Raw genomic sequence first — 21,305 nt, forward strand, 5'->3', positions numbered from 1 at the left:
TTAAGCCCGTTAGCGCAGATGGTACTGCTATCTTGTGGGAGAGTATGTCGCCGCCTTTCTTTTAAACCCTTCATCATTCATTTGATGAAGGGTTTTTTTATGGAATAAATTTTAATTAGATACGACTGCCATCTCCCCTCCATTCCAGGGAGGGGAAGTCCGCCAATTGGCGGACGGGGAGGGTCTGCTTTCCGGAAAAAATCAAAAGGAAGCATTTTTCAGCTCCTTCTTCCCGGGAGACTTGTTCGAAGGACGTCCCAAGTTCACAATCTAGACCTCACAGGTTTCAAAAACCTTTGAGGTCTATTCTATGGGTGGAAACAATAATTTGCAGTATGTTCCAACTTTACAGGATTCCAAATTTTGAATCTGGAATAAAAGAAAACCGGCACTGTCCCCCAAACAGTACCGGCTTTCAACGATCTCTTAAAAAGAGATTTCTGTTATTTTTTTCCTCCTACCTCAAATTCATGGTAGTAACCACTAGCCATTGAATCAGGCCATTCAGCTATAAAGGCATAGTTTCCGGGTTTTAACAATGCCTGAAAATACGTGGTTCCACCAGCAGACAGTTCTTGAGCACCGCCTAAGAAAGTAAATCCTGCCGGTGCCGGAGTCATCATTCCTTCGTTTAGGGCTCCAAGATTATTCATCCAGAACATCCAGGAATTTAATTGTGCTAAATTCTCTTCAGTTCCTTCATCAAATCTTACCAGATGTACATCCGCAGTAAGTCCACCCTCATTGTTTACAGCAAAGGTATGTAACCCGGGACGGTTAATTTCGTTATCTATTACATAGCCATTGTTAATTGTTATATCAATTGTAATATCTGGCTTTGGTTCTTTTTCCTTAGCTTTTTCTGTGGTAACCGTCAATTGCTTTACCATTCCGGTAGTTTCATTTACAGGAAAAGAATGAAATACTCCTCCCGGTTTCTCAAATCCACCACCAGGCATCTTTATGTAGCATTCCATAATGTAATTTCCTGGTGGTAAATTTATTGAGGTTACCGCAGTCTGGCCTGGATCAATTATACCTGATCCCCCATAATTCAATGTCTGACTAAACCAGTCCGGAAAATCTGGAATAGCCTCCGGGTTATTGGTTAATTCCCATAACCACTCGTTAAACGGGATGGTTAACTCTGTACTATAGCGTTCAAGAGTTATATTTTCTGGGACTTTTACAAGGAGAAAAAAGTGAGGTGCAGCGGAATTATTAGTGTATTCAAAAGTATTCCATCCCGAAGGGATCTCATCGGGTGCAATAAAGTTCATTCCTGTAGAGGTTATCTTCACTGTGTTCATAGATTTTACACTGGCGTTTGCAACTTCAAGATTGGCTGTATCTAGTTCCTCCTTTTCACATCCCATTGTAAAAACGGTTAATAAAAAGAAGAGGAACATTTTGCCAAATAAGTGTTTGGTAATTAATTGTAGTTCTTTCATGATCTTATATTTTAAATGGTTAATGACTTAAAGGTAAGTTGAGAACCGGGGTTTTTGAGCTGGCAGTGTATACTCCGGGTGATCTGTTTTATAACCGGTCATCCTTCTATCTGCAGTCCGGATGGTGCAATTTATACCTTTACAACTACCAGTAGTAAATTCACCTTACTCATATTACATTCTTTTTTGTAATTTAAAATGCAATCTATTCCTATGATACGAGCGGTAATTGTTGATGATGAAGTAAGTGCAGTTAAAAGCCTGCAATGGGAGATCAATGCCTTTTGTCCCTGGATAGAAGTTTGTGCTACTTATCTCACCCCGCTGGAAGCTTTAAAAGGTATAGACCTTATCAAACCCGACTGTGTTTTTCTGGATATTGAAATGCCACAAATGGATGGATTTCAGTTATTGCACAGTCTGAAGTTTCGGAATTTTGAATTGATCTTCACCACCGCATATGACAACTATGCTTTGCAGGCTTTCAAAGAAAATGCAGTGGATTATCTTCTAAAACCCATAGATTCCGATGATCTAAAAATTGCTGCGGAAAGAGTTCTGGATAGAAAGAAGAACAACAGGCTTGGAGAACAACTTCGGAATATCATGCAGGATATGAGGAAACAACCTGCTTCTAAAAAGATCCCGCTTTCTTTTGTGGATAAAACAATATATGTTTCCAGTGAAGATATCATGTACTGCAAATCGGACGGAAACTATACGGAAGTCTATATGGAAGGCGGAAAGAAGGAAGTGCTTTCGAAGAAGATCAAAGAGGTGGAGGCATTAATAGATAACCCTTCCTTTTACAGGTCACATCACTCTTTCCTCGTGAATCTCGATTGCGTATCAGAATTTATAAAAAGTGACGGACAATATTTGATCCTTAGGGACGGGTCCAACATTCCTGTTTCCCGTTCAAAAAAAGCTCATTTACTCGAACTTCTTGGAACCTGAAGCTTTGGAAGAACTTATAGATATTATACGTCAACCTTTTCAAAGCGGCCTGCTCACTTTCTTCGCAGGAGTTCTTTCTATTTTGGCGGTATACCATTTCCTATTGTATTTTCAGCAAAAGATAAGGTCCTATTTTTTTTACAGCCTATATCTCTTCCTGGTCTTGTTTTCGATCTTTAGGTTTAGTAGTGGAAGATATCATGAAATATACATCACCTATTTCAGTGAATTTATGTACCTGCTTACAGAGGTCACTTTTGTAGTATATCTTTTCTTCGCATACAGCTTTCTGGAAATGAAAAGGAATGCACCGCGCTGGAATAAATATGTTATGGGTGCTAACTGGATTTTTTTAGGAATTGCCATTCTAATACACCTTATCTCATATTTTGTTGGTGGCTCCCATTTAAGATATTTAGGTTATAATTTCTTTCTTATTTATATGCCTATCCTGGCTGTTCTCTCCTATTATCCCATTCTAAAAAAACCAATTCCACTTAGGTTCTATCTTATTATTGGTTCTTTGATCCTTTTTCTCGGCTGGCTGGGACCTGTACTGGTTTATCAACTCAACATGGGAAGGGATAATTTTAGGATAGCTTCTGGATTTTTTCTTCTTGCAGGTATTTTTGAGAATCTGTTTTTTTCTTTGGGACTGGGGCATAAGCAGAAGTTGCTTTTACAGGAAAACAGGCAGGCAAAGCTTGAGCTCATAAGACAAAATGAAGAAAATGAAAAGCTCAGATCAAAGGTGCAGCAAAAGCTGGAAGCCAATGTGGAAATCCTAAGCAAACAGGTAGAAAGGGATAAAATTGAGAAATTGACGGCTCAATATGAGCGCGAACTGGCAGAGCTAAAAGTCAACTTCCTGCGTAGCCAAATGAATCCGCACTTTATCTTTAATTCCCTTAACAGCATTAAACTATATATTATTAATAATGAGAAGGAAAATGCGGTTTACTATCTGAATAAGTTTTCAAAGTTCATTAGGAAAGTGCTTGACGCTACCCGGGAGAAAATAAGTTCTTTGACAGAAGAATTAGAAACCATCCAGTTATATGTAAACATTGAAAATATCAGGTTTGATAATCAGATTAATTTTACAGTTAAAATTGAAGAAGAATTGGACCTGCAGGGGATAAAGGTGCCTTCCCTTATCCTGCAATCCTTTGTTGAGAATGCCATCTGGCACGGCCTTCCTCTTGTTGACCGGAAGCAGCTTACAATTCTTGTCAAAAAGGAAAGTGAGAAGGAGATAAAAATAGCAATAGAGGACAATGGTATTGGAATGAAAAGGTCCAAAGAAATTAACCGGCAAAAATTCCACCAAAGAAGATCTGTTGGTTTGCAGATCACTAAAGAAAGATTACAAATTTTTTATAAAGATTATGGAGGGAGCTACTCTCTGACTTATGCCGAACTAAATCCTGAAAAAGAAAACCCCGGAACACGAGTGGAATTAAGGATTCCTCTTAGTTAAGGGAGAAGTTAATCTTACTGCTCAATATAATCCCTGTACTCTAAAAAGAATCTTTCCAGGGCATCCATTTTTTCGGCTAACCATGCCTGTACGATGGGCCAATCCTTCTTGTCATGGATGTTTACACCATTTTTAGTGACGTAAACACGAGAGATAATTTTTCTATTGTCAAGTTCATATGCTTCAGCTAAAACAGCATCTGGCAAATATTCATCTTTCAAGATTGCCTGGAGACTTTGCAATTTTTCAAAGTAATACAACTTCAGGATCTCATCTGTTGCATCCAGGTCTATAGAAACTTCAGCAAGTCTGCGGGTGAAGGTGAATTTCAGAGAGAAATCTTTAATTTTGGTGTTATACAAAAGCCACTTTCGGGGATAATTTTTTCCGAAGCTAATCCAGAATTCCTGACGTACCTTTTTACTTTCTTCCCTGCTGTACATGTTTAAAGAAAGTAAGCAAGTAATATTCCCGCAATGACCACCCCGAGTTTGGTTGCATTAAAGCTGTGGTTTTTTGAGGCTTCAAAAAGAATTGTAGTCGAAACATGAAGAAAAATACCAATCACCATGGCATTTATATAGGAGGAATAAGCTTCAGTAATGGGAAAATTCTCATTGATCCAGCTTCCCAGCGGGGTCATTAAGCCGAATATAGCCAGAAAAAGAAAGGCTTTAAATTTCCCTATTTTTGAGTGGAATAGGAATGCAGCAAGTATAGCTGCTACGGGAATTTTGTGTATTACAACTCCATGAAGTAGATCACTACTGTTCTTCAGCGGGAATCCCTCAAGTAAAGCATGCATGGATAAACTGAAAAGCAAAAGGAAAGGAAATTTTGCAGATTTTCTATTGTGGTGCATGTGACCGTGTTCCACACCCTTGGAAAGAAATTCAAGGAAAATCTGCAATAGCAGCCCTACCATTATAAAGACCCCTACTTTGTCATAACCGGAACTGTAGACCTCGGGTAACATTTCAAAAACCGTTACCGAAAGTAAAAAGGCACCACTAAAAGAAAGTAACAACTGGAATCCTGTCGAGGAAGAAGGCTTAAGAAATAGAGATATAAGATATCCTATTACTACCGCTAGCAATGGCAGTATATATAACATTATCTAAAGACAAGTATTAGGCGATCGGAATTTACTTCATCATATGGGTTTAAATGATAATCCCCAAAGGTGTGCACAAGTTCAATTCCGGCAATATCAAAATAATAAAGAAACTTCTCAAGGGTAAGTGCCTTTACCTTCTCGGTATAGGCATATTCCTCTCCCTCATCTTCAAATTCTATATCTTTCAGGATATAGCCATCCTCTACTTTTCGGGAAATATGAAAATCAATTCCTTTTACGGTCTTTACTTCTGAAGCGACCAGGTTATTGATCACCTTCTTTACATTCATAAAATCGATGACTCCCCAACCACCTTCTTTAATTTCTTCTTTTATGGCAACGATACTTTCCCGGTTCTCCCTTTCATCCTCAAAATATCCCAGGCTCGTAAAAAGGTTGAATACAGCATCATATTTTTCTCCCATAGGCTTGCACATACAGTGAACGTGAAACTTCAGATTTTCATTTTCAAACTGTCTGGCATATGAAATGCTATTTTCTGAAAGATCTACTCCTGTAACACTGAAACCGAGTTTATTCAAATAAACTGCATGTCTTCCTTTACCGCAGGCAAGATCCAGTATGTTGGCACCTTTAGGGAGTTTTAAAAAACGTACAAGGTTCTGCATGAATTCCTGAGCCTCTTCGTCACCGCGGTTCCTGTATAAAATATGATAATAGGGAGTGTCAAACCATGAAGAAAACCACTTATTTGCTGCTAATTCCATATCCTACAAAATTAATGTATTTTTGCGTCTCACAGAAAATTACAAATGGGAAATAATTTTAAAATGGTAGCCAAAACTCTTTTTGGCTTTGAACCGTTACTTGCCAAAGAATTAAGGAATTTAGGAGCGATAGACGTGAAGGAAGGGGTGCGGTCTGTGTCTTTTTACGGGGACAAAGGCTTTATGTACAAAGCAAATCTTTCTCTGCGTACTGCCATAAAGGTGTTAAAGCCCATTACTACATTTAAAGTCTTTTCTGAAGAGGATCTTTATCGTGAGATCAATAATATCTCCTGGGAAGATTTTATGGATGCCAATCAAACTCTGGCAATTGACGCAACAGTACATTCTGAAAAATTTACCCATTCAAAGTATGTGGCACTAAAATCTAAAGATGCCATAGTAGACAGATTTAGAGATCGAACAGGGGAGAGGCCGGGAATTGATCTGGACTACCCATCCCTGCGAATAAACATCCATATTGAAAAAGAATTTTGTACGGTTTCCCTGGATAGTTCGGGGCAGTCGTTACATAAACGGGGTTATAAGTCAGCTACCAATATAGCACCTATAAACGAAGTTTTGGCAGCAGGAATGTTGTTACATTCGGGTTGGGATGGACAGTGCGATTTTATGGATCCTATGTGCGGTAGTGGTTCCATTTTAATTGAAGCTGCTATGATTGCCTGTAATATCCCTCCAAATCTTAACCGAAAAGAATTTGGTTTTGAAAAGTGGAAGGACTGGGATGAAGATCTTTTCGAAAAGATACAGGAGTCGGTATTAAAGAAGGCCCGGGATTTCCATTTCACTATAAAGGGTTATGATAAAGCACCTTCGGCTGTTCAAAAGGCTAAGGATAATATTCAGAATGCCAATCTTTCAGAATTTATCTCTGTAGAACACGAGGATTTCTTTAAGACTGAAAAGCAAACCGAAAGGCATTTACACATGGTGTTTAATCCTCCTTACGGAGAGCGTTTAGAAATAAATATGCCTGAATTTTACAAGGCCATTGGAGATACCCTTAAACAAAGTTATCCCGGCACACATGCCTGGTTCATAACTTCAAATCTTGAGGCAATCAAACATGTAGGGCTTAGACCTTCAAGAAAGATCAAATTATTTAACGGTTCCCTGGAATCCAAACTGCTCAAATACGAGATCTACGAAGGTTCTAAAAAAGCAAAAAAACAGGAGGCTTAATCTACCTTTTATAAAGAGGGATCAAATAGGAAATGGAGTAGCCATAACCTACTCCAAGGCTACTGCCGTCATAAGTGCGATTAAATCCGGGGATATAGAGGTTATCGAAATTCCCCGGCTTGGTCTCATTGATCTTTTTCTTGAGCTCTACACGGGTGCTGAGATAGAGGTTGTTTAAAACCTCCACTTTTACTCCTAATTGTAGTTCTGCCCATCCTGCAGTAAGATTATTGTATTCCCGGGATTCTGTTCTTACATCGGGTCCAAAATAGGGGTTCCTGTTGTATATTGAGAATTCCTCAAGTTCACTCGAGAAAGTAGCGAATCCATAGCGTACCCCAAAATAAATGAGGTTTTGCATTCCTGTCCAGTTTTCGTAAAAGTTGTAGTCTGCACCTAGCTTCATATAACTTCCTTTGGCAGAAGCAGTAACATTGGGTTCGGAAATTACGTTCTGTTCATTTCCAATTTCCCCTGCCAGATAAATTCTTTCATACAACCGGTAGTCCCCTTTGATCTCCAGACCCTCATAGTCTTCCTCCAAAAATGTCCTCAATGGTTTTGAAAGGTCGATCCCTACTCGTAGTCCGTATTTTTCTCTTGCATCAACAGTGTCTGTAGCCTCTTCCTGTTGGGCAAAAACTGCAGAAGAATGAAACCCAAAACTAATGAGTAAAATATATATGAGCTTCTGTTTCATTTTCAACGCTTTCTTGTATAATAGTTTCTGAAATTATCCAGTTATCCTCATCTGCATTAACTGCCACGTCAAGGCTGTTGTAGTTTATTTTATATCCGCAGGCACGATTGAGATACTCGGGGTCCGGAGAGTATGTAAAAGATATTATATCCTGGTTTTCTTCGTTGCTATTGGAATTAGTGGTAAAGATATATTCGGTGAAGTTTTCGTTGGTCCTTAATGGGATACTAATTGTGTTTACGGTTTCGGGTCCCAGCAATATTTCTTCCTTTCCGCTGGCGCGAACAGTTAAATTTGGAACTGCTTTTAGCCGGGTAGGGTCCAAAGGATCGTAAAATTCAATTACCAAAAGGGGAGTGGTCTCGGTGCCTTCGGGACAAATATCATCTCGTTGACATCCCAAGGTCAAGACAAAAAAACCTCCTAAAAAAAGCCATTTTTGGAACCTATTCATAATCTTCTTTCTAAACAAACCACATTCTCAACGTGAAAGGTTTGTGGAAACATATCTACTGCCTGAGTTCTTGTTACTTTATAATGTTCGTCCAGCAGGGCAAGATCCCTTGCCTGGGTGGCCGAGTTACAACTTACATAAACAATTCGCTGAGGCAAGATACCAATAATTTGTGCAACCACATCCTTGTGCATTCCGTCACGTGGTGGATCGGTGATCAAAACGTCTGGATGACCATGCTCCTTCACAAATTGCGCGGTAAATACTTTTTTCATGTCTCCAACATAAAACTCGGTGTTGGAAATATTGTTGTTTCGGGCGTTTTCTTTAGCATCTTCAATAGCTTCTGGCACTGCTTCAACACCTACAACTTTTCCCGCTTTTGCAGCTACGAATTGTGCAATTGTACCTGTGCCGGTATAAAGGTCGTAAACCAGTTCATTTCCGGTTAAACCGGCAAAATCCCGAGTGATCTTGTAAAGCTCGTATGCCTGGGAAGAATTCGTCTGATAAAAAGATTTTGCGTTGATCTTGAACTTAAGACCTTCCATCTCCTCAAAAATATGATCCTGCCCTTTATAGCAAATAACTTCCTGATCGTAAATCGTATCATTTCCCTTTGGGTTAATGACGTATTGAAGGCTGGTGATTTCCGGAAATTCTTCAGCAACAAAATCAAGAAGCAATTCTCTCTTCTCCTTATTTTCTTCAAAAAACTGAAGTAACACCATGATCTCTCCTGTGGAAGAAGTCCTTATCATTAAGGTACGCAACATTCCTCTTTGATCCCGGGTATTGAAAAACGGAATATCATTTTCAACGGCAAACTTTTTAATGCTGTTGCGAATCCCGTTGCTTGGAGCTTGTTGAAGATGACATTCTTTAATGTCAAGAATTTTATCCCACATGCCGGGAATATGAAATCCAAGGGCATCCCTGTCTTCGATATCCTTGCCGCTTTGTATCTCTTCCTGCGTTAGCCAGCGGCTGTCGCTAAAGGAGAATTCCATTTTATTGCGATAAAAGTAAATTTCTTTACTGCCAAGAATTGGAGTGACTTCAGGTAATTCAATTTTTCCCAGGCGGGTTAGGTTATTTAAAACCTCCTTTTGTTTATAGAATAACTGGTGCTCATAACCCATGAACTGCCATTTGCAGCCTCCACAAACACTGAAGTGGATACAGGGCGGTTCTACTCGTTTATCTGAATATTCATGGATTTTAGTAGCTGTACCCTCGTAAAAAGCACGTTTCTTTTTGGTAGTCTGCACATCAACCACATCTCCCGGCACCGCATTTCCAATAAAGATCACCTTGCCATCTGGAGCCTTTGCTATGCTTTTTCCTTTTGCACCTGCATCTATGACTTCCAGGTTCTTAAATTCTTTGTTTTTGTTCTTTCTCGCCATGGCGCAAAAATAGGATAAAAGCTAAGAATTATTGGGCGCAAGCCTTAAAAAATCAGGAAACATTTAGTAATTTGCGACTTCTGAATTCAGGATGATTTCTCTCCTCAAAATACCCGGTTTAATTGGTGTTTTTGAAAAGCAGGAATTTATTTTTTAGTAATTGTAAAAAAAATTAAAATGAAGGTTTCAGAAAAAATTTCTTCCCGGGAGGCGATTGAATTAGAAGACAAATATGGTGCTCATAATTATCACCCGCTTCCGGTAGTACTGGAAAAAGGAGAAGGTGTGCACGTATGGGATGTGGAAGGGAAAAAATACTATGATTTTCTTTCGGCTTATTCGGCTGTTAACCAGGGGCATTGTCACCCGAGGATCGTGGGGGCGATGACAGAACAGGCTCAAAAACTTACCCTTACATCAAGAGCTTTCCATAATGACATTTTAGGGAAGTATGAGAAATATGCGTCAGAGTATTTTGATTTTGATAAGCTACTCCCAATGAACACAGGGGCCGAGGCTGTTGAAACTGCCATAAAGATTGCACGTAAGTGGGCCTATGAGAAAAAAGGGGTAGAGGAAACTGAAGCACAAATTGTTGTTTGTGAAAATAACTTCCACGGAAGGACCACTACTATTATCTCTTTCTCAAATGACGAAGGAGCACGTAAGAACTTTGGCCCTTACACTCCCGGATTCCTCAAGATACCTTATAACGATGTCGAGGCGCTGGAAGAAGTGCTTAAAAGCAATAGCAATATCGCCGGATTCCTTGTAGAACCAATACAGGGTGAAGCCGGAGTATATGTTCCTTCGGAAGGATTCCTTACCCGCGCAAAAGAGCTTTGTGAGAAGCATAATGTACTTTTCATAGCCGATGAAGTGCAGACGGGAATTGCCCGTACCGGAAAACTTCTCGCAGTTGAGCACGAAAATGTAAAACCAGATATCCTTATCCTTGGAAAAGCGATTTCCGGCGGAGTTTATCCTGTTTCGGCGGTACTTGCCAATGATGATGTGATGAACGTGATACAGCCGGGACAGCACGGTTCCACCTTTGGAGGAAACCCTGTAGCCTGTGCAGTAGCGATGGCTGCCCTGGATGTCATAAAAGACGAGAAACTTGCTGAAAATGCCGAAAAACTCGGAAATCTTTTCAGAAGAAAACTTGACGATTATATCCGCAGTTCAAATATTGTAAACCTGGTGAGAGGTAAAGGTTTGTTGAACGCTATTGTGATCAATGATTCCGAAGACAGTTCTACAGCCTGGGATATTTGCATGAAACTTAAGGAAAATGGATTGTTGGCAAAACCTACGCACGGGAACATCATTAGATTCGCTCCGCCGTTGGTGATGAACGAAGAGCAATTGTTAGATTGTGTTGATATCATCACAAAGACACTTAAGGAATTCGAGAAATAATTCCTGAAGAGCATTAAACAAAAAAGAGGGGCGAAAAATAGCATTTTTTGCCCCTCTTATTTATTCAAAGTTCAAGGTTCTGAACACTGAGCACCGAATACTGACCACTTAAAACTACTGGTTCTGGTAAACTTCCATAGATTCCATCATCATTTCCTGCATTCCATCCCATCCGTAGATTGCGACAAGGATAATGTTTAAAATCAGGTAAATTGCCGATAGAACAATTCCAATAATGGCAAGGATCCTCCCTGTCTTTACATTGTTGTAACCGGAATACGTATCTGGTTCGGCCATATAGGTTTGTTTTGCCGATTTGGCGAGCACAAGAGCCACGATTCCAAAGATAAGACCAATGATTCCCCAGCAACAGCAGGTTAGGATAGATAGAATTCCGAAAATTAAGATTAGAGTTGAATTGGGTAAGGTTGGTTTTTCCATAATTTATATTGGTTAGTTAATCAAAAAACTCATTTTATAGAAGTAGGCGCCAATAATGATCAAGGCGTTCAGCAAAATAAGGGCGACTTTGACGTAGAAATCCCCTTTGAATTTCAGAAATAAATTTGTTAAGAGAAAAAGAAGCAGGATAAGAATAGTATAGATGGCAGGAAACATTTTAAAGGCTGCCGAAAACTCTCCCTGGAAAACCAGAACAAGTGCTCTCTGGGCTCCACAACCAAGACAATCAACGCCAAAAAGCTGCTTATTTAAACAGGGAAGCATAAATTCTTCCATAGAAGCTAAAAGTTATTATTATAGACAGAAATCTTTTTTATCACTCTTTTATTGTCCATACTCATTACTTTCACTAAATACAAACCATTTGACCAGAGCCGGGTTGAGATTTCTACAGACCTTTTGTTGTCAAAGCTGGTGCGGTACAACAGTCTTTTTCCCTGCAGGTCAAAAATTCCAATCGCTTTTACCGGGAATTGGTCGTTGCTAATAATTTGTAGTTCTCCCAGATGGTTATTTTGAACTACACTAAATTTTTCGGGCACTGCTTCATCTTCAAAAAATATCGTGGGTAATTCCTCCTGCGGAATTTTCTCTGCAAAAGCAATCTTGAAACGCCCGTGATAAGTTCCCGGTTGCAGCTCTAAAGTTAATGGTTCTTTTTTAATAGAAAAATAATCATTTGTTTGAGTGTCCACAATGAAAAGTTCGTTAACTGAAGTGTTTTCAAAATTTCCCTGTGAAAATGTCACTTTTGAAAGCTGGGCTTTGACCTGTAGGAAGAGCGGGATCTCTTCGGAAATATTAAATGGTCGAACGTCAATGACAAAACTGTTTTCCCCATGGAGCCAACCTGCATCGGTAGGAGCAAGTTGAAAAGCTTCAGCATCCATTCCTGCATCAATTCCTTTGGTGGCTTCATTCCAAAAGGCCACACTTAGGTTTCTTTCGTATTGATCATTTACGGAAACTTTCAGCTGAATTCGTGGAAGGACAGTATTGTTCTCCAGGTGCGTATGTTTTTTCTCGGTAATACTTGCTGTCCCGGTGCCCGGTTCTTTTTCTTCTGATCGTGCTTTTCTATGAGAGTTTTTGAAGATAATATTCCCTGTTTCGGCTCCCTGAACCATAAATCCCTGACCAATGGGAAGGAATCTGCGATTAAAATCTTTTCCCTTGCCTTCTTCTGTTCCGTTTATTTTTTTAAGAACAGGAGGCTCGTAAATTCCATCGGTACAAGGATCTACCGGACTAAAAGCGCCATAACCTCCTACATAATCCTCTAAATAATGAGAAGTGCCATTCTCTTTAGAATCCCAGAAATAAGCAATACCAGTGGTGACATTACGCCGGGGCAGATATCCATAGCATGTGGTGTTTAGAGTGCCAGTTCCGGAATTTTCAAGCAGGAAAAGACTTAAATCAAAAGTTGAAGGATAAGGATTTCCTACCAGGATATAAACATCCCGGGCAGTTGGGATTTCTATTCGACCCGAAATAGGCCGCCCGCGAAAATCATATCGCTGTGCATTACCAGGATTATTTTCTCTGCCATTGATTGTAGTGGGATCATGACCCTCTGTGCCTTTCATGGTAAAACCATATCCCGGAGGAATAATTGTATTGCCGCCTACCAAATTCCATTGAGAGTAACTGTTGCCGTTAAAGGTATAGATCCAGCTGGTGGAGATAGTAAGAGGATTTGCCGATCCATTTAAGGCGTTGGTAAGGTGAGCCGGCCTGCTATTAATTTCAGAAACAGGGGAGTGCAACAGCGAGATCCCAAAAAGACCATTTGCGGGATCAATTACAGGGGAACTCCAGTAATTATAGTCATAAGCATTGGTGCTGCCTTCGGAAAATACCGAAATGCTCCCGTCACCGGAATTAGGTTTATTTTGCTCTTCTCCCTGAATTAATTGAGCTCCCGAGCGCAAATAAATGGAGGATTCCTTCCCCTGTGCAGGATTTTTCCCCAACCTTAGGTCATTTTTTACAAAGAGAAGATCGTCATTGATATATAAATACGTATTTTTTTGCCCGTTGTTGGAAGGAGCCACACTCAATTGCCCTAAAACAGATTGAAAAATAAATAATGATAGAGTAACTAACAAAAATCCTCTCATTTTACCGAAATTTGCAGCATAAGTAATCAAGTTACTATTCTTTTTTTGATTTTAACCATCTGGTAAACAAATTATTATGAAAAAGCCTTCTTCTCAATTCATTAATTCCATGCTAATACTAATAGGTGGTGCTATCCTTATTTTTCAAATTGCAGGAGAGGAAAGAAATGTTTATATGATGATCCTGGGAATAGTTTTCCTGATGTATGGCCTCTATAACGCCACAAATTTTTGGGTTGACACCAAGGATGATCATAAAAAGGAAAAGGAAGAAGAAAATAACAACAACTCCTTATAGTCATGTTTAAAACCGGGGATAAAGTGGCAGTGCTGGATGAAGATCTTGAAGGAAAGGTTATTTCTGTTAAAGGTGCCGAGGTAGCAATTGAAACTTCTGAAGGTTTTTTAATGTCTTTTGACGAGAAGGATTTAGTGAGGATTGGAGCATCTTTGCCCGATATTCTCCCGCCCGAGGTAGAAAATTTTTCGGAAGTGATTAAGGAAAAAGAGTCATTTAAAAAAAGAAAATCGACTCGTGTAAAGCCAAAGGAACGAAACCAGCCTCCCATGGAAGTGGATTTGCACATAGGAAAACTGGTGCCAAAATCTGGCGGACTTTCGAATTTCGAGATCCTTAATATCCAAATGAACACTGCAAAAAGACAACTGGAATTTGCGATGAGCAAGCGTATCCAGAAAGTTGTTTTTATTCACGGAGTTGGGGAAGGGGTTTTAAAAGCCGAACTGGAAACCCTTTTCAACAGGTACGACAACCTAAAATTTTATGATGCTGATTACCAAAAGTACGGACTGGGAGCTACCGAGGTTTATTTTTATCAGAATTATTGATTGTCTTCCTCTTCGTTTTCCTCACCATCTGTGGGTTCAATGAGTATATTTTCAGTTGGGGAAGTGATCACGCCAAGCTCATAATCCTGCAGGCGAATCTGCTCTCCGTCTCCTCCCTGGTTCACAAGTGTAAGATTGTTGATGGTTACCAGGTACCTAAAGCTTCTTGAAATGCGATTCTCTCTAACTCCTTCTACCGTAAAAGAATCTGTTATATCTGGATTAAGATAGTGAGCTAACCCTTCTTCATTTTGATCATCGGCAGGATTTAAGTTAAGGTTCCAGTCCTCATTCCTTGTGGGTACTCCGTCGTTATCATCATCTGCATCAAGATAGTCGGGGATACCGTCGTTATCGGAGTCTCCATAGGTGTTTACTGTATTTTCGGCTTCTATCTCTCTTTCTACACGTGTAAGAATATTATCCCCGTCATCATCGACATCTTGGTAATCTGGTATTCCATCCCCATCTGTATCCAATCCAGATTCTATCCCTTCGTCTGCAGAAGGAACTCCGTCGCCATCATGGTCGGTGGCATTGCTAAGAGTAGAGGTGATCACAACTTCTCCTCCTGTGGTGCTCCTGTATTCCTCGGTCACCTTGGGAGAAACCGGCGGGATCTCATTGCAGAAATAACTTTTCTGTACTTCCCCGTCAAAAACCCTGTAGATCACCTGGTTTGTAGTTTCGTTTAAAGAGATCTCGAGTTGGCCTTCTTCTTTTAAAAAGAACTGCTCGTTAGGAGTATCAAGTTCAAACCTTAGGGCTATGGCTTCATTAACACCAGTATTATTGAGTTTATAAAGCACCTGTGATTGCGTATCTCCACACCAGTTGAGTTGTGGATCGTCAAAATTAAAATCGGTCACAATAATTTCCCCGTCATTACACGAACTTAGCAGTAGGGCTGCAAAAACAAGGCTAACATATTTTTTCATAGGACGGGTTTTCAGCAAAATTAAAAGTAATATATAATTTAACAGAGATAAGCCTAAATTATTTTAATTCTGTTATTTTTGTGGACCATGAGAAAAGTCTACTTTGATAACGCCGCAACCACGCAAATCCGCGAGGAAGTGGTAGACCGCATGGCCCAGGTGATGCGGGAGGTCTATGGAAATCCTTCCTCTACCCATGCATATGGTCGCAGTGCGAAAACGCTTATAGAACAGGCCCGAAAAACAGTGGCGAAGACACTTAATGTGGCAGCTTCGGAAATTATCTTCACCTCGGGTGGCACAGAAGCCGATAATCTTATATTGAATTCGGCTGTAAGAGACCTGGGTGTGAAGCGTATCATTACCTCCAGAATTGAACATCATGCGGTGCTGTACACCCTGAATAAGCTGCATGAAGTTTTTGGCACAGAAATTCTTTATGTTAACCTTGATGACTGCGGAAGAGTAGACCTGCAGCATCTTGAGGAGTTACTTAATGCTTCTGAAGAGAAAACTTTAGTAAGCCTGATGCATGTAAATAATGAGGTGGGAAATCTTCTGGACATCAAGAAAACAGGCGATTTATGTAAGAAATACAATGCGCTGTTCCATTCGGATACCGTGCAGTCCATTGGCCACTATGAACTCGATCTTTCCAAAATACAAGTTGATTTTACTGCTGTTAGTGCTCATAAATTCCACGGCCCAAAAGGTGTGGGGTTTGCTTATATAAGAAAGAACAGCGGCCTGCAGCCACTAATTTTTGGAGGTGAGCAGGAGCGAGGGTTCCGTGCCGGAACCGAGGCTGTACATAACATTGTAGGTCTTGAAGAGGCCTTAAAGCTGGCTTATGAAAATCTGGAGGAAGAAAAAGAATATGTTACCTCTCTAAAAAGGTATTTTATTGACCTTCTGAAAAAGGAGATTCCCGAGGCAAAATTTAACGGCGAATGTGATGATTTTGATAATAGCACTTATACTCTTATCAACGTTTGTTTGCCAATGACTCAGGAGAAAGCCTTAATGTTGTTGTTTCAGTTAGATCTACACGGTATTGCATGCTCCAAAGGAAGTGCCTGTCAAAGCGGAAGCAATCAGGGCTCACACGTCCTTAGCGCCTTTCTTTCTGAAGATGATTTGAAAAAGCCTTCTCTTAGGTTTTCTTTTTCGAGGTATAATACCAAAGAAGAAGCGGAATATGTTGTTACGGTACTAAAGGAGTTTATTGAGAAATAAAAGCGGATTTTACCCCCAAATTTCAAATTTCAAATTTCAAGCACCAGATTTTCACTTGGAACTTCTTCCTTAGTGACATTTTCTTAGGTAACCCACACCCACCTACGGCTACCCATCCGGTGGAGGGGAGAAAATAAGAAACTTTAAAGTTTGAACCCTATTCTCAAATTATAGATCCTTGGGGTAAGATAATTAGGAACTGCATACTGCGTTTTCGTATATACATCCCTCACAAAAGTATTGGTGATTGAATTCTGGGTATCGAAAATATTAAAGATCTCGAGACCTATGGAAACTTCTCTAAAGCCTCTTAAAAAATCTTCCCTGGATCTGTCACTTTTGACCAGGTAGAAAAGTCCGAGGTCTGCCCGTTTGTAATCGGGGAGGCGCGATTGGTAAAGATAAGGATCGGCGTAGGCAGGAGAGCCACCAGGCAAACCGGTGTTGTAAACCAGGTTTAGATACATCCTGAGATTTTGCATGGTAGGGACATAATCCTGAAATAACAATCCAAATTTTAAGCGTTGATCTGTTGGCCGGGCGATAAAACCTTTGCCATTAATATTCTCCTCTGTTTTTAAATAACCGAAGCTGAGCCAGCTTTCTGTTCCGGGAACAAACTCTCCGTTGAGCCTAAGATCAAGACCATAAGCGTAGGCTTCAGCATTATTCTCGGCAGCATATCGTATCCTAACATTTTCAAGAGTATAGGGATTGACATGGTCCATATCCTTATAGTAGATTTCAGAAGTTAGCTTAAATGGCCTTTCGAAGGTTTTAAAGCTGAATTCATTTCCCAAGACAAGGTGCAATGCCTGCTGCGCTTCCACTTCAGGATTAAGGCTTCCGGAGTGACTGCGCAGTTCCCTGTAAAAAGGTGGTTGGTGGTATATTCCCCCGGCCAGGCGAAAGAGCAAATCAGCCTTCCAATCAGGCTTAAAGGCAAACTGCAGTCTGGGGCTTATTACGGTCTTAGGTTCAGCAGAATACTCTTCAGAAGAAACTATCCAAGTATGACTTCTTATTCCGGCATTAAACCATAATTCATTATCATTCATATCCCTGCGGTGGCTCCATTGCAAGTGAGTCTGAAATCGATCTATTTGGGTTTCGTTAAACCCTCTTATTGATATGAAAGGTTCAAGAGGAGCATCAAAAGGTTCGTATGGCTGATTGTTTTTGAAATTTGGCAGGGGAGGCCGCAGTGCAAATCCGGCAGAATCTATGATCTCGTATTCCCTTATCCTGTCACGAATATCTTCATTAGTATATTTAATTCCATAGTTTAAGTTATGGTCTTTAATATTAACATTACCAGTATGTTTAATGTTTAAAATAAGAGCATCCAGTTTATTTCTCGCATGGGTGAGTTGTTCTCCCACACCTTCAGAAAATTCCACTTTACCAAAGTCTTTTTCCCCTATATTCATATTGACTTCCCCGAGCCGGTACTGCGCAATAATATCATAATATTCCTTTTCCCGGGTATGATAAGCGGAAGTCATAAGATGGGCAGTGAAATTTTTATTGATCTTATAGGAGGCTTTGACTGCTCCAAAAAGGGTTTCGAAAACGTCTTCTTCTCTCCCGGTATAATGTATGATCAGGGCTCGGGGATCCTGGAGAGTTCCAAAGTTTGTTTGCCGTGTTAAAGGTTTAGAACTGTAATCATTTAAAGAAGCGTTACCTAAAAAGCTTACTTCAAATCTGGAGCTAAAGCGGTTGATCAAATTTATTTGAGCATCGGCAAAGAGAGGTTCAAAATTGGTTTCAGTTTCTCTTGCCTTTACCAGAAGGCTGTTGTCGCGATACCTTATCCCTGCAAGAACACTGAATTTTTCATTTTTTGAGACTCCTTCCGCGGCCAAACTTACTCCAAGTAAGCTGGCATCCAGGGAGGCTTTAAAATCCACGGGGCGACGATATGAAATATCCAGGACCGAAGAAAGCTTATCGCCATATTTGGCCTGGAAACCTCCTGCCGAGAAATGTACATTGCGAATTAGATCGGGATTGACAAAGCTTAAACCTTCCTGTTGCCCCGAACGGATAAGGAAAGGCCGGTAAACCTCTATTCCATTAACATACACCAGGTTCTCGTCGTAATTTCCTCCCCGCACCGAATACTGGGTGCTGAGTTCATTGTTGGAGCTTACTCCGGGAAGGGTTTTGAGCAGGTTTTCCACTCCGGCATTTGCCCCGGGAAGGCTGCGAATGGTTTCGGGATCAATAGTGGTGATTCCGGAGAACTCTTCTCTTCTTTCCCTAAGGACTACTTCCCCAATTTGTTCAACCCGGCTGCTTAAAACCGGATTAAATTCCAGGATTTCTCCTGCTCTTAAAAAGGTCTTGAAAATGACATTTTTGAAACCAATATGTGCAACCGTTAGCTCGATTTCCCGGTTTGCGGGAAGCTCTAATTGGTAGAAGCCGTTATTGTTACTCGCTACACCGTTGGTTTTCCAGGAGATTGTTGCACCGGAGACAGGCTGTAGGTTTTCATCGAGAATAATTCCCTGTATAACTGCGGTTTGTGACCATAAGCTGAATGAGAAAAGCAGGCAGCACAGTACAAAAGGAATAAGTTTTCTCAACCGAAGATCTATTTTCTAAAGAAGGTACTTTCAAATATAGTGGTATTTCCTACATTATCAATTACTTCGATCCTCAATTGGTTTTCGGTTTCGGTTATGACATTGTCCGAGAAATCGTGAGTGAGCAGGTTTCGCTTGTATTCATATTCCATAAGAATGAATTTCCCATTCACTGTAGCCCTATAGCTGCTAATGCCCGAAAGGTCATCGGATATTTTCACCTTCAGATCTTTGTTCCCCGAGATCCACTGGCCGTCCTTAAAATTGATCGGTACAACCTTGGGAGCCTGGGTATCCCGTGCCAGGGTATAGGTGCCAAAACTTCGGGTCCTGGTTGTAAATCTCTCCCCGTCTTTTGTAGTGGTGGAATAACTGGGGTTTCCCCATTTGTTGAGTTGTGCAATAAACATTTGTTCCCGGTCTTCGGGTCTATATTTACTCACATCAAAACCAATGCTTATGTTGGTGTGAAGGGGGATCACATCCTCGTGCAGGTTAACCTTTTCATCTTCAAAAGAAATATCAAGATAAGCGTCCTGGTAAAGGCTATTTTTGGGTATGTATACATCAATGCCGTTATTTTCAAACTGTGCCCCGGTATTTGCCGGCACAAAGAATTCGGTAATGTTTGATGGATCTTCTATAATATCGTTCCTGTGTTTGCCTTCAATAGGGATATTTACAATTCGCTCATTTCCTGCAAAGTCCCTCACCTTAATGGTATAATTATAAGAAAGGCTGTCTTTGACATTCAAAAACCCCTGATTATTTACTTCCCTATAGATGCTTAGGGGGTTCGAAGGTTCAACAAACAGCTTCTGGATTCGGCTGTTGTTCTGGATGTAGTAACCATAATCAATCAACTGGTTGAGGTGACGGGTTTCGCTAAAAGAAAACCTTTCAAAATTTGCCTGAAAAAGAGTTTCTCCGTTTGCCCCGGTTTCTATCCGGTAAACCCCGTTGCGGTTTGGAGCTGCATTAAGTTGATCTACGGTATTGATCCCGAAGCCAATTTCGCCACAAGCCTCGATTGCCTCTGCCTTAAATGACCCATCCTGCTGCGGAATTAATCTTAGTTTCTGTCTTTGGGCAGAACCATTTACATGAGCATTTTCTCCTTTTGGATACGCATAAACCCCCGAAACGATTGGCGCTCGTGTGTCTTCTATCTCGATTCCAAACAAAAAGGGATTCATTGGTCGTTGCTCTCCATCTCTTATCTCGAAATGCAGGTGAGGGCCGCCGCTTCCGCCTGTATTTCCACTACTTGCAACCAATTCCCCTCTTTCTACAGGTAATTCTGAAGCACCTGGATAAACTTCAACTTCATAACTCTCATTTTGATACTGCAGCTTTTTGATATAAGCTTCTATTTCTGGAGAAAAGTTCTTCAGGTGGGCATATACTGTGGTATAGCCGTTGGGGTGCTGGATGTAAAGCGCTTTCCCATATCCATAATGAGCAACGTTAATTCGGCTCACATAGCCTTCTGCAGAAGCATAAACCGGGAGCCCTTCCCGTTGCTGGGTTTTGATATCCAGCCCGCTGTGAAAATGGTTGGAACGCAATTCCCCAAAGGTTCCCGATAACGCCAACGGCACCTGTAAGGGATCGTCGAAATAATCTGTGGGTACCATGGGAGCCTGGGCGGTTACGGTTAAGCTGAATAAAAATAGGAGAGGGGCAATGAACCTTGTCATGTAGATTTAAATTTTTACTTTTTAATAGCGGGTTAAAGATACCAAACCAGCGTCAAAAATTAAACCCTTATTTTTGAGGAGGTTAAAATTATTTTAAAAGCTGAATCTAAAATAGAGTTCAAAATATTGGGATATATCGGCAGGTATATTAACTTTGTGAGGGTAAGCAGCAGGTTTAGCTTTGATGAGTGATTTAACAGAAATAGTTGACAATCTTGAAGGTAAGATTGAGAAGTTGCTTCAGAATTATAAAAAACTGGAGCAGAGACAACAAAACCTTCAGGAGGAATTAACTACTCTTAGGTCCGAAAAACAGGAATTACAGGAAAGCCTGGAAGCCTCTAATAATCGGGTCCAAACGCTCAAAGCCGCCAATGCGTTGCTTGGCAGTAATGATTATAAAAAAGAAACCAAGCTTAAAATAAATAGCTTGATCAGGGAAATTGATCAATGTATTGTTCACCTCTCTGAATAGAAGA

The 21,305-nt window shown here is 40.4% G+C and carries 21 protein-coding genes; 8 read left to right on the forward strand and 13 right to left on the reverse strand.

Going from position 1 to position 21,305, the window contains the following annotated elements:
• Window positions 1-443 precede the first annotated feature (443 nt).
• On the reverse strand, window positions 444-1,451 hold the full coding sequence (locus LA313_RS09890; protein ID WP_228914535.1) for a hypothetical protein: 1,008 nt from the start codon (window positions 1,449-1,451) through the stop codon (window positions 444-446).
• 213 nt (window positions 1,452-1,664) lie between these two features.
• Here LA313_RS09890 and LA313_RS09895 point away from each other — a divergent pair, with 213 nt between their 5' ends.
• On the forward strand, window positions 1,665-2,408 hold the full coding sequence (locus LA313_RS09895) for a LytR/AlgR family response regulator transcription factor (RefSeq protein ID WP_228914536.1): 744 nt from the start codon (window positions 1,665-1,667) through the stop codon (window positions 2,406-2,408).
• A gap of 4 nt (window positions 2,409-2,412) precedes the next feature.
• Window positions 2,413-3,888, forward strand: a complete 1,476-nt coding sequence (locus LA313_RS09900) for a sensor histidine kinase (protein WP_228914537.1) — start codon at window positions 2,413-2,415, stop codon at window positions 3,886-3,888.
• A gap of 14 nt (window positions 3,889-3,902) precedes the next feature.
• Here LA313_RS09900 and LA313_RS09905 read toward each other — a convergent pair whose 3' ends face one another.
• Genes LA313_RS09905 through LA313_RS09915 form a run of 3 tightly spaced genes read right to left on the reverse strand, consistent with a single transcriptional unit; the run spans window position 3,903 to window position 5,733 of the window.
• On the reverse strand, window positions 3,903-4,331 hold the full coding sequence (locus tag LA313_RS09905) for a DUF4268 domain-containing protein (protein WP_228914538.1): 429 nt from the start codon (window positions 4,329-4,331) through the stop codon (window positions 3,903-3,905).
• Window positions 4,332-4,333: 2 nt separating this feature from the next.
• A complete protein-coding gene (locus LA313_RS09910; protein WP_228914539.1) occupies window positions 4,334-5,002 on the reverse strand; it encodes a ZIP family metal transporter in 669 nt (222 codons plus the stop codon).
• The gene (locus LA313_RS09915; protein ID WP_228914540.1) at window positions 5,002-5,733 is read right to left on the reverse strand and encodes a class I SAM-dependent methyltransferase; all 732 of its coding nucleotides are present in this window, start codon (window positions 5,731-5,733) and stop codon (window positions 5,002-5,004) included. Before LA313_RS09915 ends, LA313_RS09910 begins: the two co-directional genes overlap by 1 nt.
• 45 nt (window positions 5,734-5,778) lie before the next feature.
• On the opposite strand from LA313_RS09915, the gene LA313_RS09920 reads away from it, so the two are divergent.
• Complete coding sequence (locus LA313_RS09920; protein ID WP_228914541.1) at window positions 5,779-6,939, forward strand: THUMP domain-containing class I SAM-dependent RNA methyltransferase; 1,161 nt, start codon at window positions 5,779-5,781, stop codon at window positions 6,937-6,939.
• A 1-nt stretch (window position 6,940) separates the two neighbouring features.
• Here LA313_RS09920 and LA313_RS09925 read toward each other — a convergent pair whose 3' ends face one another.
• From LA313_RS09925 to rlmD, 3 genes are read right to left on the reverse strand one after another with little or no spacing between them, the layout of a single operon-like run.
• The gene (locus tag LA313_RS09925) at window positions 6,941-7,639 is read right to left on the reverse strand and encodes a DUF6048 family protein (protein ID WP_228914542.1); all 699 of its coding nucleotides are present in this window, start codon (window positions 7,637-7,639) and stop codon (window positions 6,941-6,943) included.
• Window positions 7,605-8,093, reverse strand: coding sequence for a DUF6452 family protein (locus LA313_RS09930; protein ID WP_228914543.1), 489 nt, complete (start codon window positions 8,091-8,093; stop codon window positions 7,605-7,607). Before LA313_RS09930 ends, LA313_RS09925 begins: the two co-directional genes overlap by 35 nt.
• Window positions 8,090-9,502, reverse strand: coding sequence for a 23S rRNA (uracil(1939)-C(5))-methyltransferase RlmD (rlmD, locus tag LA313_RS09935; protein WP_228914544.1), 1,413 nt, complete (start codon window positions 9,500-9,502; stop codon window positions 8,090-8,092). The genes LA313_RS09930 and rlmD overlap by 4 nt, the downstream gene beginning before the upstream one ends.
• Before the next feature lie 177 nt (window positions 9,503-9,679).
• Here rlmD and rocD point away from each other — a divergent pair, with 177 nt between their 5' ends.
• A complete protein-coding gene (gene rocD, locus LA313_RS09940) occupies window positions 9,680-10,924 on the forward strand; it encodes an ornithine--oxo-acid transaminase (RefSeq protein WP_228914545.1) in 1,245 nt (414 codons plus the stop codon).
• Window positions 10,925-11,038: 114 nt separating this feature from the next.
• On the opposite strand, the gene LA313_RS09945 is transcribed toward rocD, so the two are convergent.
• From LA313_RS09945 to LA313_RS09955, 3 genes are read right to left on the reverse strand one after another with little or no spacing between them, the layout of a single operon-like run.
• Window positions 11,039-11,365: a CCC motif membrane protein gene (locus tag LA313_RS09945; protein ID WP_228914546.1), complete on the reverse strand. Its 327-nt coding sequence runs from the start codon at window positions 11,363-11,365 to the stop codon at window positions 11,039-11,041.
• A 12-nt stretch (window positions 11,366-11,377) separates the two neighbouring features.
• Window positions 11,378-11,662: a DUF2752 domain-containing protein gene (locus LA313_RS09950; protein WP_228914547.1), complete on the reverse strand. Its 285-nt coding sequence runs from the start codon at window positions 11,660-11,662 to the stop codon at window positions 11,378-11,380.
• Between the two features lie 5 nt (window positions 11,663-11,667).
• Complete coding sequence (locus LA313_RS09955) at window positions 11,668-13,509, reverse strand: T9SS type A sorting domain-containing protein (protein WP_228914548.1); 1,842 nt, start codon at window positions 13,507-13,509, stop codon at window positions 11,668-11,670.
• Window positions 13,510-13,585: 76 nt separating this feature from the next.
• Between LA313_RS09955 and LA313_RS09960 the strand changes: the two genes are divergently transcribed.
• Both LA313_RS09960 and LA313_RS09965 read left to right on the forward strand, forming a co-directional pair.
• The gene (locus LA313_RS09960) at window positions 13,586-13,807 is read left to right on the forward strand and encodes a hypothetical protein (RefSeq protein ID WP_228914549.1); all 222 of its coding nucleotides are present in this window, start codon (window positions 13,586-13,588) and stop codon (window positions 13,805-13,807) included.
• Between the two features lie 2 nt (window positions 13,808-13,809).
• A complete protein-coding gene (locus tag LA313_RS09965; RefSeq protein ID WP_228914550.1) occupies window positions 13,810-14,358 on the forward strand; it encodes a Smr/MutS family protein in 549 nt (182 codons plus the stop codon).
• Here the strand turns inward: LA313_RS09965 and LA313_RS09970 are convergent.
• Entirely contained in the window at window positions 14,352-15,296 is a 945-nt protein-coding gene (locus tag LA313_RS09970; RefSeq protein WP_228914551.1) for a hypothetical protein, read from the reverse strand. The two genes, LA313_RS09965 and LA313_RS09970, sit on opposite strands and share 7 nt — an antisense overlap.
• Window positions 15,297-15,383: 87 nt before the next feature.
• Between LA313_RS09970 and LA313_RS09975 the strand changes: the two genes are divergently transcribed.
• Window positions 15,384-16,532 carry a cysteine desulfurase family protein gene (locus LA313_RS09975; RefSeq protein ID WP_228914552.1) on the forward strand — a complete coding sequence of 383 codons (1,149 nt, stop codon included), beginning with the start codon at window positions 15,384-15,386 and terminating at the stop codon, window positions 16,530-16,532.
• A gap of 143 nt (window positions 16,533-16,675) precedes the next feature.
• On the opposite strand, the gene LA313_RS09980 is transcribed toward LA313_RS09975, so the two are convergent.
• Window positions 16,676-19,126 carry a TonB-dependent receptor gene (locus LA313_RS09980; protein ID WP_228914553.1) on the reverse strand — a complete coding sequence of 817 codons (2,451 nt, stop codon included), beginning with the start codon at window positions 19,124-19,126 and terminating at the stop codon, window positions 16,676-16,678.
• Between the two features lie 8 nt (window positions 19,127-19,134).
• A complete protein-coding gene (locus tag LA313_RS09985) occupies window positions 19,135-20,826 on the reverse strand; it encodes a M23 family metallopeptidase (protein ID WP_228914554.1) in 1,692 nt (563 codons plus the stop codon).
• A gap of 184 nt (window positions 20,827-21,010) precedes the next feature.
• Between LA313_RS09985 and LA313_RS09990 the strand changes: the two genes are divergently transcribed.
• Complete coding sequence (locus LA313_RS09990) at window positions 21,011-21,301, forward strand: hypothetical protein (RefSeq protein WP_228914555.1); 291 nt, start codon at window positions 21,011-21,013, stop codon at window positions 21,299-21,301.
• Window positions 21,302-21,305: the final 4 nt, after the last annotated feature.

Origin of the sequence: Salinimicrobium sediminilitoris, assembly GCF_020866905.1 — a bacterium.
GTDB classification, from domain to species: domain Bacteria; phylum Bacteroidota; class Bacteroidia; order Flavobacteriales; family Flavobacteriaceae; genus Salinimicrobium; species Salinimicrobium sediminilitoris.

Excerpts from the sequence above, each read along its gene's own strand:
- LA313_RS09890 (WP_228914535.1), bottom strand. The coding sequence starts at position 1,451 with ATGAAAGAACTACAATTAATTACCAAACACTTATTTGGCAAAATGTTC.
- LA313_RS09895 (WP_228914536.1), top strand. The coding sequence starts at position 1,665 with ATGATACGAGCGGTAATTGTTGATGATGAAGTAAGTGCAGTTAAAAGC.
- LA313_RS09905 (WP_228914538.1), bottom strand. The coding sequence starts at position 4,331 with ATGTACAGCAGGGAAGAAAGTAAAAAGGTACGTCAGGAATTCTGGATT.
- LA313_RS09910 (WP_228914539.1), bottom strand. The coding sequence starts at position 5,002 with ATGTTATATATACTGCCATTGCTAGCGGTAGTAATAGGATATCTTATA.
- LA313_RS09915 (WP_228914540.1), bottom strand. The coding sequence starts at position 5,733 with ATGGAATTAGCAGCAAATAAGTGGTTTTCTTCATGGTTTGACACTCCC.
- LA313_RS09920 (WP_228914541.1), top strand. The coding sequence starts at position 5,779 with ATGGGAAATAATTTTAAAATGGTAGCCAAAACTCTTTTTGGCTTTGAA.
- LA313_RS09925 (WP_228914542.1), bottom strand. The coding sequence starts at position 7,639 with ATGAAACAGAAGCTCATATATATTTTACTCATTAGTTTTGGGTTTCAT.
- LA313_RS09930 (WP_228914543.1), bottom strand. The coding sequence starts at position 8,093 with ATGAATAGGTTCCAAAAATGGCTTTTTTTAGGAGGTTTTTTTGTCTTG.
- rlmD (WP_228914544.1), bottom strand. The coding sequence starts at position 9,502 with ATGGCGAGAAAGAACAAAAACAAAGAATTTAAGAACCTGGAAGTCATA.
- rocD (WP_228914545.1), top strand. The coding sequence starts at position 9,680 with ATGAAGGTTTCAGAAAAAATTTCTTCCCGGGAGGCGATTGAATTAGAA.
- LA313_RS09945 (WP_228914546.1), bottom strand. The coding sequence starts at position 11,365 with ATGGAAAAACCAACCTTACCCAATTCAACTCTAATCTTAATTTTCGGA.
- LA313_RS09950 (WP_228914547.1), bottom strand. The coding sequence starts at position 11,662 with ATGGAAGAATTTATGCTTCCCTGTTTAAATAAGCAGCTTTTTGGCGTT.
- LA313_RS09955 (WP_228914548.1), bottom strand. The coding sequence starts at position 13,509 with ATGAGAGGATTTTTGTTAGTTACTCTATCATTATTTATTTTTCAATCT.
- LA313_RS09960 (WP_228914549.1), top strand. The coding sequence starts at position 13,586 with ATGAAAAAGCCTTCTTCTCAATTCATTAATTCCATGCTAATACTAATA.
- LA313_RS09965 (WP_228914550.1), top strand. The coding sequence starts at position 13,810 with ATGTTTAAAACCGGGGATAAAGTGGCAGTGCTGGATGAAGATCTTGAA.
- LA313_RS09970 (WP_228914551.1), bottom strand. The coding sequence starts at position 15,296 with ATGAAAAAATATGTTAGCCTTGTTTTTGCAGCCCTACTGCTAAGTTCG.
- LA313_RS09975 (WP_228914552.1), top strand. The coding sequence starts at position 15,384 with ATGAGAAAAGTCTACTTTGATAACGCCGCAACCACGCAAATCCGCGAG.
- LA313_RS09985 (WP_228914554.1), bottom strand. The coding sequence starts at position 20,826 with ATGACAAGGTTCATTGCCCCTCTCCTATTTTTATTCAGCTTAACCGTA.
- LA313_RS09990 (WP_228914555.1), top strand. The coding sequence starts at position 21,011 with ATGAGTGATTTAACAGAAATAGTTGACAATCTTGAAGGTAAGATTGAG.